This window comes from Myxococcales bacterium, from assembly GCA_016716835.1.
Lineage (GTDB): Bacteria > Myxococcota_A > Polyangia > Haliangiales > Haliangiaceae > JADJUW01.
The window spans coordinates 465,624-480,432 of the sequence record JADJUW010000001.1 but is presented as its reverse complement, the minus strand read 5'-3'; the positions used below and the strand labels follow the sequence as shown (position 1 = coordinate 480,432).

Annotated in this window: 17 protein-coding genes and 1 pseudogene; 8 read left to right on the top strand and 10 right to left on the bottom strand. The window is 66.4% G+C overall.

From position 1 onward, the window contains the following. Nucleotides 1–46: 46 nt before the first annotated feature. Entirely contained in the window at nt 47–853 is an 807-nt protein-coding gene (locus tag IPL79_02050) for a hypothetical protein (GenBank protein ID MBK9069783.1), read from the top strand. A gap of 50 nt (nt 854–903) precedes the next feature. After that, complete coding sequence (locus tag IPL79_02045) at nt 904–1,110, top strand: hypothetical protein (protein ID MBK9069782.1); 207 nt, start codon at nt 904–906, stop codon at nt 1,108–1,110. Here the strand turns inward: IPL79_02045 and IPL79_02040 are convergent. The 3 genes and pseudogenes from IPL79_02040 to IPL79_02030 form a co-directional block, all read right to left on the bottom strand. Further along, nucleotides 1,090–1,497: a hypothetical protein gene (locus tag IPL79_02040; GenBank protein MBK9069781.1), complete on the bottom strand. Its 408-nt coding sequence runs from the start codon at nt 1,495–1,497 to the stop codon at nt 1,090–1,092. The genes IPL79_02045 and IPL79_02040 overlap by 21 nt on opposite strands. Nucleotides 1,498–1,897: 400 nt before the next feature. Continuing rightward, nucleotides 1,898–2,431, bottom strand: a pseudogene (locus tag IPL79_02035) (GMC family oxidoreductase N-terminal domain-containing protein). A gap of 81 nt (nt 2,432–2,512) precedes the next feature. Continuing rightward, nucleotides 2,513–2,662 carry a hypothetical protein gene (locus IPL79_02030; GenBank protein MBK9069780.1) on the bottom strand — a complete coding sequence of 50 codons (150 nt, stop codon included), beginning with the start codon at nt 2,660–2,662 and terminating at the stop codon, nt 2,513–2,515. 63 nt (nt 2,663–2,725) lie between these two features. Between IPL79_02030 and IPL79_02025 the strand changes: the two genes are divergently transcribed. Continuing rightward, nucleotides 2,726–4,126, top strand: a complete 1,401-nt coding sequence (locus IPL79_02025; protein MBK9069779.1) for a tyrosine phenol-lyase — start codon at nt 2,726–2,728, stop codon at nt 4,124–4,126. A gap of 11 nt (nt 4,127–4,137) precedes the next feature. Here the strand turns inward: IPL79_02025 and IPL79_02020 are convergent, their stop codons facing one another. Further along, a complete protein-coding gene (locus IPL79_02020; GenBank protein MBK9069778.1) occupies nt 4,138–4,638 on the bottom strand; it encodes a cyclic nucleotide-binding domain-containing protein in 501 nt (166 codons plus the stop codon). Next, on the bottom strand, nt 4,616–5,386 hold the full coding sequence (locus tag IPL79_02015; GenBank protein MBK9069777.1) for a tetratricopeptide repeat protein: 771 nt from the start codon (nt 5,384–5,386) through the stop codon (nt 4,616–4,618). Before IPL79_02015 ends, IPL79_02020 begins: the two co-directional genes overlap by 23 nt. Nucleotides 5,387–5,577: 191 nt before the next feature. Here IPL79_02015 and IPL79_02010 point away from each other — a divergent pair, with 191 nt between their 5' ends. Together IPL79_02010 and IPL79_02005 are read left to right on the top strand one after the other, a co-directional pair. Next, on the top strand, nt 5,578–5,988 hold the full coding sequence (locus IPL79_02010) for a GtrA family protein (protein ID MBK9069776.1): 411 nt from the start codon (nt 5,578–5,580) through the stop codon (nt 5,986–5,988). A 121-nt stretch (nt 5,989–6,109) separates the two neighbouring features. After that, on the top strand, nt 6,110–6,739 hold the full coding sequence (locus IPL79_02005) for a glycosyltransferase (protein MBK9069775.1): 630 nt from the start codon (nt 6,110–6,112) through the stop codon (nt 6,737–6,739). Here IPL79_02005 and IPL79_02000 read toward each other — a convergent pair. Continuing rightward, on the bottom strand, nt 6,736–7,548 hold the full coding sequence (locus tag IPL79_02000; protein ID MBK9069774.1) for a hypothetical protein: 813 nt from the start codon (nt 7,546–7,548) through the stop codon (nt 6,736–6,738). The genes IPL79_02005 and IPL79_02000 overlap by 4 nt on opposite strands. Nucleotides 7,549–7,579: 31 nt before the next feature. Here IPL79_02000 and IPL79_01995 point away from each other — a divergent pair, with 31 nt between their 5' ends. Genes IPL79_01995 through IPL79_01985 form a run of 3 tightly spaced genes read left to right on the top strand, consistent with a single transcriptional unit; the run spans nt 7,580 to nt 10,970 of the window. After that, nucleotides 7,580–9,469: a bifunctional homocysteine S-methyltransferase/methylenetetrahydrofolate reductase gene (locus IPL79_01995; GenBank protein MBK9069773.1), complete on the top strand. Its 1,890-nt coding sequence runs from the start codon at nt 7,580–7,582 to the stop codon at nt 9,467–9,469. Between the two features lie 2 nt (nt 9,470–9,471). Beyond that, nucleotides 9,472–10,530: a dipeptidase gene (locus IPL79_01990; protein ID MBK9069772.1), complete on the top strand. Its 1,059-nt coding sequence runs from the start codon at nt 9,472–9,474 to the stop codon at nt 10,528–10,530. Then, nucleotides 10,527–10,970, top strand: coding sequence for a hypothetical protein (locus IPL79_01985; GenBank protein ID MBK9069771.1), 444 nt, complete (start codon nt 10,527–10,529; stop codon nt 10,968–10,970). Before IPL79_01990 ends, IPL79_01985 begins: the two co-directional genes overlap by 4 nt. A 20-nt stretch (nt 10,971–10,990) precedes the next feature. Here IPL79_01985 and IPL79_01980 read toward each other — a convergent pair whose 3' ends face one another. The 4 genes from IPL79_01980 to IPL79_01965 form a co-directional block, all read right to left on the bottom strand. Further along, nucleotides 10,991–11,266, bottom strand: coding sequence for a CsbD family protein (locus IPL79_01980; GenBank protein ID MBK9069770.1), 276 nt, complete (start codon nt 11,264–11,266; stop codon nt 10,991–10,993). A 252-nt stretch (nt 11,267–11,518) separates the two neighbouring features. Next, the gene (locus tag IPL79_01975; protein ID MBK9069769.1) at nt 11,519–12,127 is read right to left on the bottom strand and encodes a hypothetical protein; all 609 of its coding nucleotides are present in this window, start codon (nt 12,125–12,127) and stop codon (nt 11,519–11,521) included. Continuing rightward, entirely contained in the window at nt 12,084–13,094 is a 1,011-nt protein-coding gene (locus IPL79_01970; GenBank protein MBK9069768.1) for an NAD(P)-binding domain-containing protein, read from the bottom strand. Before IPL79_01970 ends, IPL79_01975 begins: the two co-directional genes overlap by 44 nt. Further along, on the bottom strand, nt 13,091–14,728 hold the full coding sequence (locus IPL79_01965) for a 1-acyl-sn-glycerol-3-phosphate acyltransferase (protein MBK9069767.1): 1,638 nt from the start codon (nt 14,726–14,728) through the stop codon (nt 13,091–13,093). Before IPL79_01965 ends, IPL79_01970 begins: the two co-directional genes overlap by 4 nt. Nucleotides 14,729–14,809: the final 81 nt, after the last annotated feature.

Genomic DNA, 14,809 nt, shown 5'->3' with positions numbered 1-14,809 from the left:
ACGCGTTCGTCCGCGCGCACCGCTACCTCCGCGGCATCATGGATGCGTGCCCCATTCGCGCACCGAGCTGTTTGCCGCGCACCTGCGCGCGCGCCTCGCCGCGCTGCCGTCGCATGGCTGGGTCACCGCGCCGACCGCCATCACGCCGCTGCCCGACGTCGCGGCGCGCCTCGGCGCCACGTGGATCGGCATCAAGCGCGACGACCAGCTGGCAACGATGGGCGGCAGCAGCAAGATCCGCAAGCTCGATTTCTTGCTCGCGCAGCCGCGGTATTTGCAGGCGGCGGCGTGGCAGAGCGCGGGCGCGATTGGCTCGGGGCATCTGCTGGCCTTGGCGCAGGCCGCGCGCGCTTGTGGCAAGCGCCTGCACGTCCACCTGTTCGACGAGCCGCGCTCGCCGGGCATCGTCGAAAATCTCGCGGCGACGGTCTCGCTCGCCGACGCCGCGACGTTTTATCGGACGCGCGCGACGCTCGCCTTACGCGCGCCATACCTGCTGCGCGCGGCGGCTGGCGCCGATGCCGGCACCGTGCCCGTCGTCGCCCTCGGTGCCTCGGACGCGGCGGGCACGCTCGGCTGCGTGCTCGCTGGCCTCGAATTGGCAGCGCAGCTGGCGACGCTGCCGTCAGCGCCGCTCGACGCGATCTGTCCCGCTTGGCACCGGCGGTACCGCGCTTGGCATCGCGGCCGGCCTCCTTTCTCGCCGGCGTGCAGACGCCGGTGCATGCGGTGGCGGTCGTCGAGCGCGCGCTGGCGACCCGGGCCGCGCTACAACATCAATATCGCAGCTTCTTTGCCGCCATGCACCGATGGGGCCTCGTGCCGACGCCGTGGTGTCCACCGCCGCCGATGATTCGGCGAGGGTTTGTTGGCCGTGGATATGGGCACCCGACCCCGGGATCCTTGGCGGCGTGCAGCGCGCTGGCTGCGCATGGCATCGCGCTTGATGCCGTCTATACTGGCAAGGCCTATGCCTGCATGGCGCAGGATCTCCAGCACGGCCGGGTGCGGCGCGCCCTCTTCTGGCACACGCTGCGCGGCGCGGTGCCAGAGCCTGCGCCCGCGTGGCAGGCACGGCTGCCGCCGTGGCTACGCCGCAAGCTCGCGTAGCAGTTGCTCGGCGGCGCGCTCCGCGACCGCGGCTATCGTCAGGCTGGTTGGCACGCCGACGGCGTCGGGCACGATGCTGGCGTCGACGATGCGCAGGCCGCGATAGTGGCCGCCGCGCGGATGAAACACGCGCCCATACGAATCGACCACGCCATCTTCGAGCGACTTTCCCATGCGACATCCGCCGAGTGGATGGACACCCATGCCAGGCATCAGCGGCCACGTGCCGACTTCGGTAATAATGCGCCCGCCGACAACTGCCGCCCAAGCGTGCAACCCGCTGCGCCGCAAAGACCATGATCGGATCGCGCGCGTAATCAGGCCACGACAGCGCGGCACGCCCCTCTCGATCAAAGGTGGCGTGGCCCTGTGCCGAGTCTTGCGCATCGAGCTTGAACATAAAGGAATGCGCCAGCGCGCCGTCGGCGAACGCGCCGCGCAAGTCGCGCGCGCGCCGACGCAACAGCTCGCCGCGCGCGATCACGGGCGCCGCCTCGTCGCGTCGGTGTGGCGATGGCGGCGGCAAACTTGGCAACCACTGCGCCATCGCCGCCAGCGTTGGCGCCAGCCACGGCGTGAGCGACGCCGGCACGCGCCCACTCATCACCGTCAGGGTGCGTCGCTGCTGCTGCGCGTCGACAAATGGCAGCCGCACCGCGGCCGAGATGGGCGCGCCGTGCTCGGTCGACGTCCGCAGCGAAGTATTGTAGAGAAACGCCACGCCATCGCCATTCATGCTCATGCGCGTGCCAAACACCGGGCTCAGCGGCAAGGTCCCGCGCAGGCGATGCAGCAAATCCAGGGTGCCAAACGTCCCCGCCGCGAGCACGACGTGACGCGCCTGCAAGGCCTCATAGGCGCCGGTGGCGGTGTCTTGCAAGGTGAGCTGCCACGGACCGTCACGCTCGGCATGCGCCAAGACCTCGACGCACGTGCGCTGCAACGCCAGCTCGACGCCGGCCGCCTCGGCCATCGCCAAATAGGTCTTGTCGAGTGATCGCTTGGCGTCTTGGTTGCACCCAGGGCAGCAATGGCCACACGAGGTGCAGTGCGACCAATCGATGGTGTTGCGCAGCTCGACGCGGCGCCCCGGCTCGACGCGGTCGAGAAACGCGCGGTCGGCTAGCTCGCCGCCACGCGGGTTGGCGGCGGGTTGCAAGACCTCAAGGGCGCGCGCCAGATACGGCCGCCAAGTTGCCACTGGCTCGGGCCAACGCGCAAAGGCGTCGTCGTCGGGCGCGCTGGTGATGCCGTAATTCACCAGGCTCGCGCCGCCATAGCCGCTGGCGAACGCATTGCCCGCGCCGTCGCCAAAGCGCATGCCCCACAGGCCCAGCGGGTTGCCGGCGTGCTGCCGCGCACGCCCCACCCCCGCGAGCGTCGAGGGAAACTCGCCCGATCGCTAGCGCCGGCCGCGTTCCACAAGGAGCACCCGCGCGCGCCCCGCCAAGCGCGCCGCTATCACCGCGCCACCGTATCCCGAGCCGATGATCGCGACGTCGTACATGGCGCCGATGATCACCGATCGTCGGCGCAAGTTCAAATGCGACACTCCACCGCAGCATGCGCCTCCGCGAAGCTCATCGCCCCATGGCGCCTCGCTCGCACGGGCGATATGGTGCGCCCCATGCAACCACCAAGCCGGCGTTCGTGGGCCGAACCTTACAAGATCAAAATGGTCGAGCTGCTCCACATGAGCACGCGCAAGCAACGCGCCGCCGCCCTGCAAGAGGCCGGGCTAAACACCTTTTTACTGCGCTCGCAAGACGTCTATATCGATCTGCTGACCGACAGCGGCACCGCGGCCATGAGCGATGAACAGTGGGCCGGGCTGATGCGCGGCGACGAGGCCTATGCGGGCAGCCGCAACTACTACCACCTCGAGGAAACGGTGCGGGCGTATTACGGCTACAAGTACTTAGTCCCGACGCACCAAGGCCGCGGCGCCGAAAATATTTTATCAAAGGTGCTGATCAAGCCTGGCGACATTGTGCCGGGCAACATGTATTTCACCACGACGCGGCTGCACCAAGAGCTCGCGGGCGGCACGTTCGCCGACATCATCATCGACGAGGCGCACGATCCGCTTAGCGAGCATCCGTTTAAGGGAAATGTCGACCTCGGCAAGCTCGACGCGCTGGTGAAGCAGCACGGCGCGGGGAAAATCCCCTATGTCAGCATCGCGACCACGGTCAACATGGCGGGCGGGCAGCCGGTCAGCATGGCCAATCTGCGCGAGCTGCGCGCGTATACGCAGGCGCACGGCCTCCGCATCATCCACGATATGACGCGGGTGGCGGAGAACGCCTATTTTGTCCAGCAGCGCGAGCCTGGCTACAGGGACAAGTCCATTCGCGAGATCGTGCTCGAGACGTGCTCGCTGACCGACGGCGCCACCATGAGCGCCAAAAAAGATGCGCTCGTCAACATTGGCGGCTTCCTCGCGGTGAACGACTGGGACGTTTTCGAAGAGGCGCGCAATCTAGTCGTGGTCTACGAGGGCCTGCACACCTATGGTGGCCTCGCGGGCCGCGACATGGAGGCGATGGCGATCGGCATCAAGGAAAGCGTCAGCGATGCGCACATGCACGCGCGCGTCGGCCAGGTTGAGTATCTCGGCAAGCAGATGGCAGCCTACGGCATCCCCATCGTGTGGCCCATCGGCGGCCACGGCATCTTCGTCGATGCCAAGCGCTTCTTGCCACACGTGCCCCAGGAGGCGTTTCCGGCGCAGGCGCTGGCCGCGGAGATTTATCTCGACTCCGGCGTGCGGACCATGGAGCGCGGCATCGTCTCGGCGGGGCGCGGCGCCGATGGCCGCAATCACACGCCCGAGCTTGAGCTGGTGCGTTTTACCCTGCCCCGCCGCGTCTACACCCAGGCACACATGGACGTAGTGGCCGAATCAACTGCGGCGGTGTGGGAACGCCGCCAGACAATTAACGGCCTGAAGATGACGTACGAGCCAAAGTACTTGCGATTTTTCCAAGCGCGCTTTGAGCCGCTGGGCGGCTAGCCAATGCTTCGCTAAAGCAGCTCGACGTGGCCGACGTCGCTGGCGCCCTGGACGCGCTGGTCGGCCAGTTCTGACAAAAACGCGACCACCTGCGGATGTGTCATCGTCAGCCTGCGAAAATCGGCGACGGGCAAGAGCAGCAGCAGGCACTTGCTGTGCGCGGTGACCGCCGCACCGGCGACGTCGCCCCCCAGCAGGCTCATCTCGCCAAACAGGTCGCCAGGGCCAAGCACGGCGACGCGCGCGCCATCGCGCGCCACCTCGGCATGACCGGCCATGAGCAAGAAAAGGCCAGGGGTCGGCGCGCCCTGCGCCACCAATGGCGTACCGGCCGCCACTTCCAAAAAGCGAAACTTACGAATGAGTTCGTCGCGCTCGCCGCGGTCAAACTGCTGAAACAGCGGGCTGGTCGCCAGCAAGCGATCGAGCAAGCGCGTGCGGAGAAAGCGCAGCAGCACCGGCCACACCGCGGGCTCGGCGTTTACCAACTCATGGATGAGTTGGCGCGACATCGCTAGCAGCTGCGTCGGCGCCGTGGCTACCACGTTCGCGCACGGCGCGCAGCGCGGCGGCGGCGGGGTCCACGGCGGCAACGACCGGTGGCGCCACGGCGACGCCACCCTGTGGCGGTTCGCTTGGCGTCAGCGCCGAGTCATCGAGTTCCTCGACCTCTACATCGTCGAGATCTAGTTCGATAAAGCCCGCGCGACCACCCGCCGCAACGGCATGCGCCCCAGGCACCGCGCGCGCCAGCTCGACCTTGTCGATCGACGTGCCCGCGGTCGCCGAGCGCTCAATGACAAACTCGCCATCGTCGGGCGGCAGCTCCAGCGACATGTCCAATCCGCCACGCGAAGACGCCGCGGGCACGTCCGCCGCGCCGCGAGCCGTGATGCCCGGGTTGGGGGTGGCCGGGCTGGCCAGCATGGGCGTAACCGCCACTCCTTGTTGCAACGTCGCCAAGCGCGCCATCACCACCGGATGAGCCGGGTGTAGCTGCAACGCCATCTTGCACATCGCCACGGCCTGGATCAAAAACCCAGCGCGCACGTATGTTTCGACCGCGCGCAAATACGCGGCAAGCGCCTGCTCGCGGTCGTCCAGTTTGCGCCACATCTCGGCGGCGCGGCGCGACCAATTGCCATCGCTGGCGTCGTGCTGTTCGAGCTGCTCATAGCACTGCAGCGCCTTTTTGAATTTACCGCGGTCCACCGCTTCGGCGGCGTCATCCTTGAGCTTGCGCAGATCTACCTGAGCCATGCGCAATCATAGACCAATTTTCGCGCGAGGTCACACGCCGGCCCGCTGTGTCAGCTTCTTAACGCCGCTGCGCAAGACCTGCCGCGCCGCTCACCTAAAGCTGTCATTAGGCGCCGCCTGCGCCCGCCAAATGCCTGGATTTGCCGCCCTTGGGCGTCTTGGCACGCAGGTTGCTCTTTGACCAGCCGCAGATGCGTAGCGAACCACGCCACCAAATGCTACGCAGCGCCGCCAGCGGCGTCGCCGGCACCGTCGTCGACTTTACGGCGATGGCGTGCTTGGTCGAGATCATGCGGCTTGGCTACGGCATCGCCGCGGCGTGCGCCTCGCTGGTGGGCGCCGTGCTGTGTTTTGCGCTCAATCGGTATTGGGCGTTCGGCGACGTCTCGCCGCTACGCGCCGACCAGCTCGCCCGCTTCGCCTTGATCGTGCTCGGCACCATGCTCATGGTCGCAACCACCGTGCATGTGCTCGCCGGCCTGCTGCACGTCGCCTACCTCGCGGCCAAGGCCATCGCCGCGGTCGTCATCTTTGCCATCTGGACCTATCCCATGCAGGCGCAGGTGTTTGCGCCAAACGCCAAAGGAGCGGAATCAATATGAAGCCTGAACTTGACCTATCCATCATCGTGCCCGCCTACAATGAAGAACATCGCGTCGTGCCGACGCTGCGCGCGCTCGCGGCCCTACCTCGACGACGGCGGCCTGGCCTATGAGCTGCTCGTTGTCGACGACGGCTCAATCGACCGCACGCGCGAGGTCGTCGAGCTGGCGGGCCGCGACCTGCCGCACCTGCGCTACCTCGACGCCAGCCCCAACCGCGGCAAGGGGCAACGCCGTGCGGGTCGGCATGCTCGCCGCGCGCGGCGCCGTGCGCGTGATGTACGACGCCGACGGCGCCATCGCGGCCACCGAGCTGCCCAAGATCGTTGGCCCCGTGCTCGCCGGCGACGCCGACCTCGCCATCGGTTCGCGCCGCGCCCACGGGGCGCAGGTCGACAACCCTCCGCCGCGCTATCGCGTCATGTGGAGCGAGCTGTCAAACTTGGTCGTGCGGTGGACGCTGGTGCCAGGCATCCGCGACACGCAATGTGGCTTCAAGGCTTTCTCGGCGCGCGCCGCCATCGACCTTTTCTCACGCGGCCGCATCAACCGCTGGTCGTTTGACCTTGAGATCTTGGCGCTCGCCCGCATGCGCCAGTACGCCATCGCCGAGGTCGGCGTGCGCTGGGCCGACGATCCGCGCTCGCGCGTGTCGCCGCTGCGCGACGGCTATCGCGCCATCAAGGAGCTCATCCAAATCAAGCGCAACTTCGCCGCCGACCGCTATCGCCTCGCGCATGCGGTGACTTAACGCCGCGCCGGCAACAGCGTCAGCGTCAAGTCCTCATCAATGGCGCACGTCAGCGAAAACTCATCGGCCACCGGCGCCAGCGCGCAGCCCGCATGCTCGCTGGCGGCCTTGCTGTCGCCCTTGCCCGGCTTGCCAAATTGCAGCTGCACGCCGCCAGGAGTCGCCGCCTCAAGCTTCCACGTGCCGCGAAATTTCATGGTCGACACCTCGCCGTCGCAGCGCGTCGTCACGCGCAAGGCAAAGGCGCGCGTCTGCCGCAGTTGCAACGCCACCTCGGCGCGATCGCACGCGGTGCCGCCCTGCTCCCACTGGCCGCCATGGCCCATTAGCATTTCATAGTCCGTCGTGGGTGCGCGGCCTAGGCCAACGAGGTCGCGAAAGGACGCCTGCGCGCGAACCGCCTCAAACGCCGCATGCCGCCTGGCCTCGATCAAAAACTCCTGCGCGTCGTCTCGCGCCTGCTTGCTCAACAGCGTTAGCCGCGCCATCGCCTCGGCGGGCCGTTTGCCGGCCATATCGAGCACCGCCAGGGCAAACAAGGCCTCGCTATGATGTTCGTCGGCGCGAAGCACGGCCTGCCACGCAGGGGCAGCCTTGGCGCCTTTCGCCTTGCGCGCGGTGGCGAGCAAGGCCTTGATGGTCTCGGCGCTGGCGGTGGACGATGCCACCGAAGGCGTGACGGCGGGTGCCACCACGGGCACCGGCGCGGGCGCGGCTGGCTTTTTAAACGGGTTGGCCGGGGTGCCGGCCGCCAGCAAAAAAGGCCAGCTGCTCGCGGCGGCGATCCCAAGCGCTAGGCGACGCATCATTGCTAAAGCCTACCACACCGCTTAGGCCGAGCTGGGGTATAGTTCCGCCGTGCAGCCCTTCCTCGCAGCCCTGGCTCGCGGCCCGCTTTTGTTTGACGGCGCCATGGGTTCGCTCCTCTACGATCGCGGCTTTCTCCACACCCGCAGCTACGAGGAGCTCACGCTTACCCAACCCGACGTCATCGTCGGCGTGCACCGCGACTATGTGCAGGCGGGCGCGGACGCGATCGAGACCAACACCTTTGGCGCCAATCGCATCGCGTTGGCCAAGCACGGCTTGGTCGAAAAGACCGCCGAGATCAATCGCCAAGCCGTTGCGCTCGCCCGCCAAGCCGCGTCCGACCGCGCCTACGTCGTCGGCGCGGTTGGCCCCACCGGCGTGCGCTTTGGCATCGCCAGCGCCAGCGAACGCAAGCTGGCGCGCTTTGCCCTCGCCGAGCAAATTGACACCCTCGTCGTCGCCGGCGTCGACGCGATCAACCTCGAAACCTTTGGCTCCATTCTCGAGCTCGAGACGGCGATCGAGGTCGCGCGCGAACGCGGCCCGAAAGTGCCGGTCATCGCGCATCTCACGTTTAATCACCTCGGCCTGGCCGAAGGCGAGCTCTCCCCCGCCGAAGTTGCCGACCGCCTGATTGCCGCCGGCGCCGATGTCGTCGGCGCCAACTGCATCGTCGGTCCCGGTGAACTCTATGGCGTCGGCGTCGCGATGACCGGACGCGGCAAGCCCGTGATCATCCGCCCCAACGCCGGCCTGCCCGCCAACATCGAGGGGCGCACGCTCTACGTCGCCAATCCCGAGCACTTTGGCGTCTTTGCCCGCCGCATGCTCAAGAGCGGCATCAGCATCGTCGGCGGCTGTTGCGGCACCACGCCGGCACACATTCGCACCATGGCCGGTGCCGTGCGCATGATGCGCAGCAGCGACGATCTCATCGCGCGCGAGTCGTCGCCGGCGATCGAACTGGTCAGCAAGCCACCCGCCACCAAGCCGACCATGCCAATGGCCGAGCGCAGCACGCTGGGTGGCCGCCTCGCGCGCGGCGAATTTGTCGCCTCGGTCGAAATCACCGCGCCCACCGGCACCGACCTCACCCAGACCACGGCGCAAGTAACCGCGCTCCTCGCGGGCGGCGTCGATATCATCAACATCGCCGACGGCCCTCGCGCCTCGGCGCGCATGTCGAATCTCGCCGTCTGCGCGGAGTTGGCGCGGACTACAGGCATCGAGCCCATTTTGCATGTGTGTTGTCGCGATCGCAATTTGCTCGGGCTCACCGGGCACTTGCTCGGCGCCCACGCGCTAGGCATTCGCAACTTGGTGATCGTCACCGGCGATCCACCCAAGCTGGGCGACTTCCCGTTCGCCACGCCCGTCTACGACCTAGACTCGATTGGCCTCTTGCGCATGGTGCGGAACCTCAACGCCGGCATCGATCCGGGCGGCAAGCCGTTCGACGGTCAGACCTCGTATGTTATGGCGACGGGCGCCGAGCCGGGCGCCATTGATTATGACCGCGAGCTGCGTCGCCTTGCCGAAAAAGTTGAGGCCGGCGCTGAGCTCATTATGACCCAGCCCGTCTACGATCCGCGCACCATGGAGCGCTTCTTAGACGACGTGCAAGGCTGGAACATCCCGGTCATGCTTGGCGTGCTGCCGCTGGCATCGCATCGCAACGCGGAGTTTCTCCACAACGAAGTGCCCGGCATGTCAATTCCGCAGGAAATCCGACGCCGCATGGAACTCGCGGGCACGGGCCCCGCCTCGCGCAGCGAAGGCGTCAAGATCGCGCAAGAGACGCTGGCCGCGATGAAGCATCGCGTCGCCGGCGTTTACATTATGCCGCCATTTAATCGCGTCCAGGCGGCGCTCGACGTGCTGACCGCGGCGAGCGATCGCCTAGCGGCGAGGACGGCCTAGCCTTGTCGCTATCGCTCGCCGAGGCCCGCGCGTTGCATGATGAGGTCTGCGTCATCGATCTGCACGCCGACACCACCAAGCTCATGGACCATTTTGATTTCGATCTGGGCGAGGCGCACGCGCGGCCCCTGCCCGGGCCAATGAATATGATGGGCCACGTCGACCTCCCGCGCATGCGGCAAGGCGGCGTCACCGCACAATTTTTTTCGCAATGGACGTTTCCTTTGCCGGAGGCGGGCTGCGCCCAATCTGTCGCCAACCAGCTGCTCGCGCTTGAAGCCGCGACGCGCAAATATCCCGAGCAGATGGCGTGGGCGATGACCGAGGGCGAAATCCTCGCCTGCCGCGCCGCTGGCAAGGTAGCCGCGCTCGGCGGCATCGAGGGCGGCCAGGCGCTTGAGGGCAGGCTTGAGCGGGTCGAGGAATTTGCTCGCCTCGGCAGCCGCTACCTCGGCCTGCTGCATTTTTCAAAAAACGCGATCGGCGCGCCCGCGATGGGCAAAGGCGCCGATGGCGCGCAAGGCCTCACGGGTTTTGGCCGCGACGTCGTGCGCGAATGCGAACGCACCGGCACCATCGTCGACTTGGCGCATATCAACCGCGCTGGTTTCTTCGAGGCGCTCGCGCTGTGCGAACGGCCGGTCTTTGTTTCGCATACCGGCGTCGCCGGCGTGCATCCACATTGGCGCAACATCGATGACGCGCAGCTGCGCGCGGTGGCCGACAACGGCGGCTGCGTCGGCATTATTTTTGCGCGGCAGTACCTCGGCGGCAAGCGCATCGACGACGTCGTCGACCACATCTTGCACGTCATCAAGGTCGCCGGCGCCGATGTCGTCGCGCTTGGCTCAGACTTCGATGGCTTCGTCGTGCCGCCGGTAGGCCTTGAAGACATCGCGGCCATGCCCAATCTCACCGCGGCGCTTTCGGCGCGCGGCGTCGCGCCCGAGACGCTCGCCAAGATCTTGGGTGGCAACGTGCTGCGCGTGCTCGCCGCCTCGCCGCCGACCGCTTGGCAAGCCGAGCGCGCCAGCCAATTCTATCCAACTACCTTGTCATGAATCACAAGCGCTATTTTGTCGCGTTGATTGTGCTGCTCGCGTTGGCCTCACTCCCGAGCGCCCTCGAAGAGGCGCGGCATGTGCGCTGGCAGCGCGAAGCCGATCGCATGCTGACCCAGCTCGCCGACAACGCCGCCGACTACCTCATCACCCACGATCGCCTACCGCCGTCGACCGGTCCGACGCCACCGATTGGCTCGTGTTGCTGGCGCGACGACGGCATTTGCCAAGCCGACCGGGCGCTGTGGCAAGGCCCGTGGCAGGCGTGGGGCTTCGCCATCGCGGGCGAACACCGTTTCTGGTACGAGGTGACAACCTCGGCCGATGGCCAACAGGCGACGATCACCGCCACCGCCGACCTAGGCTGTCGCGGCCGCTTCGTGCGCAAAGCGCGCACGCTGCGACGAACTGCCGCCGGTAGGCTAACGCTCGAAAAATAGCCGCGAGCGAGGCCCCGTGCCTACGCGACGGGCTTGTTGTTGCCTGCGGTGTGCGACGCGGCTGGCGGCGGCACAATGACGTCGGCATCGTGGTCTGGCTTCAATTTGGCCATCCACTCGTCGACTTGTTTTTCCGCCGCATCTTGCATGATGCCGTAGCGCTCTTTGACCTTGCCAATGAGCTGGTCTTTTTTGCCGCCGATTGAGGTCATGTCGTCATCGGTGAGTTTGCCCCACGTCGATTTGACGTGACCTGTAAACTGCTGCCATTTGCCTTCGATTTGATTCCAATTCATAGTGTGCTGCTTTCGAGATGTGGAGATTTGAACGACGGCACATGCTGTCGTTCTTGCCCCGAAGGTATGCAGCATCTGTGCCGCGACGCACAAATGCCGAGAGCCCGCGCTGGCCTAGCGGCTGCGGCTCAGCCGGCAGAAATGCACTCACGCTGATGGGCGTACTGGCACATCAATCGAAAAATCGAGCGCCTGCGCACGACTCAGACCTTGCGGGGGGACAACGACGTGGTCCGCCCAGGGCGCGTCGAATCAACCTAGTGCCCATCCGCCGTAAACCAGCAGCGCCAGCACGGCGGCGAGCTGCGCCAGATCAAGCGGAATGCCGTAACCCGCCATGTGCTCGCGCAACGTCGGCCGCCCCTCCTTGGGGGCCACTGCCACGCCGCTGCGCGCCAGCGCGTCGGCAAGCGGCGTCACGTCGCCCCAATCGCGGCTGCTGAGGTACCACACGCCGCCGTAGCGCGTACGCAACGTCAGCGCATCGCGATAGCGGCTGGCGCCGGTGAGTGACGCCAACGAAAGGCGAAACCGCAGCAGCGACCATCCCCACGCCACCGCATCGCCGTGAAATTCCATCGTCGCGCGACGAATCGCAAACGCGAGCAGATTCATCGCGAGCGCGGCCATCACCAGGCCGCTCGCGCTGCCCCACGTCGCCGGCAGGCGCATGCTGCGACGCACCACCCAGATCGCCAAGATGCCAGCCGCGATGAGGGCAGCCGCGAGAACCGGCGGCGGCGCAACGGCGACGTCAGCCGCGCGCGTTCGTCGGCGGGCAGCCCAATGCCGGGTGGAAAATCGACGGCGCTCATGGTTATTCGCGGCTGTCGACCGATTCGCCAGCCAGGCGCGCCGCATCGCGCGCCGATAATTCGCCCGCTAGCACGCGGCCAAGCGCGGCGAGCAGTGGCATGCGTACCCCTTTCCCATCGGCCAGCGTTCGCAGCGCGGCTACCGCGCGCACGGCCTCGGGCACCACGTCGGTGGCCTGCCCGCGCGCCAGGCCGACGCCATAGGCATATTCTGGCGATTTCGCCTCGGGGCCGCCGGCACGTACCAGCAAGTTGCCCAGCCAGGACAGGCCGGAAAAGGTTTTCGCCTCGCCGCCAAGCGCCACGCCGAGTCGAATCGATTCCGCCAGGGCGCGCGTCACCAATACCGCACGCGGCCCAATGCCGAGCGCGTTGCCGTCGACCAGCCCCAGCGCCAGCGAATACACGCCTGATAAGGCGCTCGCGATTTCGACGCCCACCAGATCGGCCGAGCCGTAGATGCGCAAGACCGGCGGCGCGTTGAGTAGGCGTCGGCCTTCCGCGATTACTTCTTCAAAGCGCGAAGCGACCACCATGCTGGCAAAGCCCGTCGCACTCACCAGATCGCGCGGCAGCGACGGTCCGGCGAGCACGCCCACGCGCAAGATGGGCGTGCGGTGACAGATGACATCCGAAATGCGCGCCGCACCCGACGTGGCTCCGAGCGCATGCACCATGACGTGGCGCCCGGTGACGTGCGGCGCCAACGCATCAAGGCGCTCATCGACGTTTGTCGAAGACACCGCCAACACCATGAACCGGGCAACACTAGCAAACTGCGCCACGTCGGAGGTGATCTCCACCTCATCGGGTAACACCACGTCCGCCAGGCGAGGCGAGCGGCGCGTCGTACGCACTAACTCCGCCATGCTCGGCTCGGTGGTGAGTAGCACCACCCGCCGCCCCGCGCGCGCCATGGCATAGGCCAGGCCCAGGCCAAAAGAACCGGCGCCGATGATGCCGAGCGCATCGCGGTCGAGCGCAGTCGTAGCGCTAACGCTTGGCCAACTCATCGCCCACCTCGCTCGCCGTCAGGCGCAATATGTGCCGTTCGATTTTGATAGTAGAAGATGAGCTTGACGTCCTGTGCCACTAACACCTCGCCATGTTGCGCCAACACCGCCTTGGTATGATACGTCGCCAGCGCGTGCATCGCGTCTTGCACCACGGCGGCGGCGTTGGCGGTTAGCAGCGCGCTATGCAGCCGGCCCACCGCCGAGGGCTCGCGCAGGCGCTCGAGCAGTTGCTCGGTGCGTCGCACCACCGCGCCACGCCCAACCACCAAATGCGCCGCCGGCAAGCGCGAGAGCTTGTAAATGTCCCGCGTCTCAAACTGGCTCGCGAGCTCATCGAAGACCGCGCGCGCCACGATATGCGTGGCGTGAAATACGGTCAGCGCCGGATAGGCCGCGGCCAGCCGCACGCCAAGCAACTTGGTGTACTCCGCATCGCGTTGGTCATCATCCACGATCGCGCCGCTGGCATCGCGCAGGTATTCGACCGGGTCGATCACGACGCCACGCTGGTCGACGGATTCGCCGTCATCGTTGATATCGTTGCCCAGCGGATCGAGCGGGCGGCCAAACCGCACCACGACCGCGCCCTCCAAGGCGAAGATCTTGCGCGCGAACTCGAGAATGCGCGAGGCGCGCGAGAATTCGTCATCGGTGATGATGTAACGCGATTTGCCGTCCTCGGCGAGAAAGTCTTCGATCAGCGTCTCGGCCTCCAGCACCAAGCGATAGTTGATCGTCGCCGGCACGATATAGAGCCGCTGAGGGTTACCGGCGCGCGCGCGATGCTTGCTCGCCCCAACCGTCGTGCCTAGCAAGCCCAGCTTGAGATGCCGCTCCACTAACCCCGAGCGACAGCGCGTGCCGCCAGGAAAAAACAGCGAGTGATAGCCGTTCTCAAGCAGCACCGTCGAGTACTCCTTGAGCACCAGCTTGTAGAGCCCATACTTAAGACGCCGATCGACGCGATAGGCGCCGAGGTTGCGCATAAAAAAACTGATGAACGGGTTGGTAAATAGGTTCTTGCCGGCGCCATATGCCACCGGCGGCAGCCCGGCGCGCAGCAGCGCCAGCCCAATGACCGGCGAATCCATATTCGACGCGTGCGTTGGCGCGACGGCTATCGTGCCCTTGCGCGCGACGTGCCTGATTAGGTCGAGCTCGCCTTCGATGGTAATGCGCGCGTCCAGCTCGCCGATGGCCTCGACGCCCTGCCGGATGCTCGCGACCGGCGAGAAGAGAAAGCCAAAGGCGGGGGGCAGCACCGTGGTGACGAACTTGTAGACGCGGCTATCGAAATTTCCCACGACGTCGCGACACAGTTCTTCGACGAGCTCTTCGACGGCGCGCCGCCGCTCAGGATCGCTCATTTGATTGATGCGAAACGCCAGCTTTTGCCACTTGGCGTGCTCTTTGCTATCGCTGCCGGCTAGGCGCGCCAGCTCGTGGTAGCAAACCTCGTTGAGCACATATTCCCACGACGCCACCGCATCCGATGCCACATCGTCGGTCAGGCGCTCCATCACGCGTCGGCGCACCTCGGCCAACATTCGCTGGCGATCCGCGTTGAGCCCATGCAGCCGCGAGGGAACAATTTCAAGATCTGACGCCGCAGCCACGGCGTACGATATCATGGGTTTACACCGGGTAGCCGGCGCGAAATCCGCGCTTTGCCGCTTGCGCCAGGGCCGGCCATATGGTCCAAGTATGGGCAG

What these genes read in the sequence shown, in the direction of transcription:
- IPL79_01980 (MBK9069770.1), bottom strand. Translation starts at nt 11,266, where the DNA reads ATGAATTGGAATCAAATCGAAGGCAAATGGCAGCAGTTTACAGGTCAC.
- IPL79_02025 (MBK9069779.1), top strand. Translation starts at nt 2,726, where the DNA reads ATGGTGCGCCCCATGCAACCACCAAGCCGGCGTTCGTGGGCCGAACCT.
- IPL79_02020 (MBK9069778.1), bottom strand. Translation starts at nt 4,638, where the DNA reads ATGTCGCGCCAACTCATCCATGAGTTGGTAAACGCCGAGCCCGCGGTG.
- IPL79_01985 (MBK9069771.1), top strand. Translation starts at nt 10,527, where the DNA reads ATGAATCACAAGCGCTATTTTGTCGCGTTGATTGTGCTGCTCGCGTTG.
- IPL79_01970 (MBK9069768.1), bottom strand. Translation starts at nt 13,094, where the DNA reads ATGAGTTGGCCAAGCGTTAGCGCTACGACTGCGCTCGACCGCGATGCG.
- IPL79_02010 (MBK9069776.1), top strand. Translation starts at nt 5,578, where the DNA reads ATGCGTAGCGAACCACGCCACCAAATGCTACGCAGCGCCGCCAGCGGC.
- IPL79_01975 (MBK9069769.1), bottom strand. Translation starts at nt 12,127, where the DNA reads ATGCGGCGCGCCTGGCTGGCGAATCGGTCGACAGCCGCGAATAACCAT.
- IPL79_01965 (MBK9069767.1), bottom strand. Translation starts at nt 14,728, where the DNA reads ATGATATCGTACGCCGTGGCTGCGGCGTCAGATCTTGAAATTGTTCCC.
- IPL79_02000 (MBK9069774.1), bottom strand. Translation starts at nt 7,548, where the DNA reads ATGATGCGTCGCCTAGCGCTTGGGATCGCCGCCGCGAGCAGCTGGCCT.
- IPL79_02015 (MBK9069777.1), bottom strand. Translation starts at nt 5,386, where the DNA reads ATGGCTCAGGTAGATCTGCGCAAGCTCAAGGATGACGCCGCCGAAGCG.
- IPL79_02040 (MBK9069781.1), bottom strand. Translation starts at nt 1,497, where the DNA reads ATGCGCAAGACTCGGCACAGGGCCACGCCACCTTTGATCGAGAGGGGC.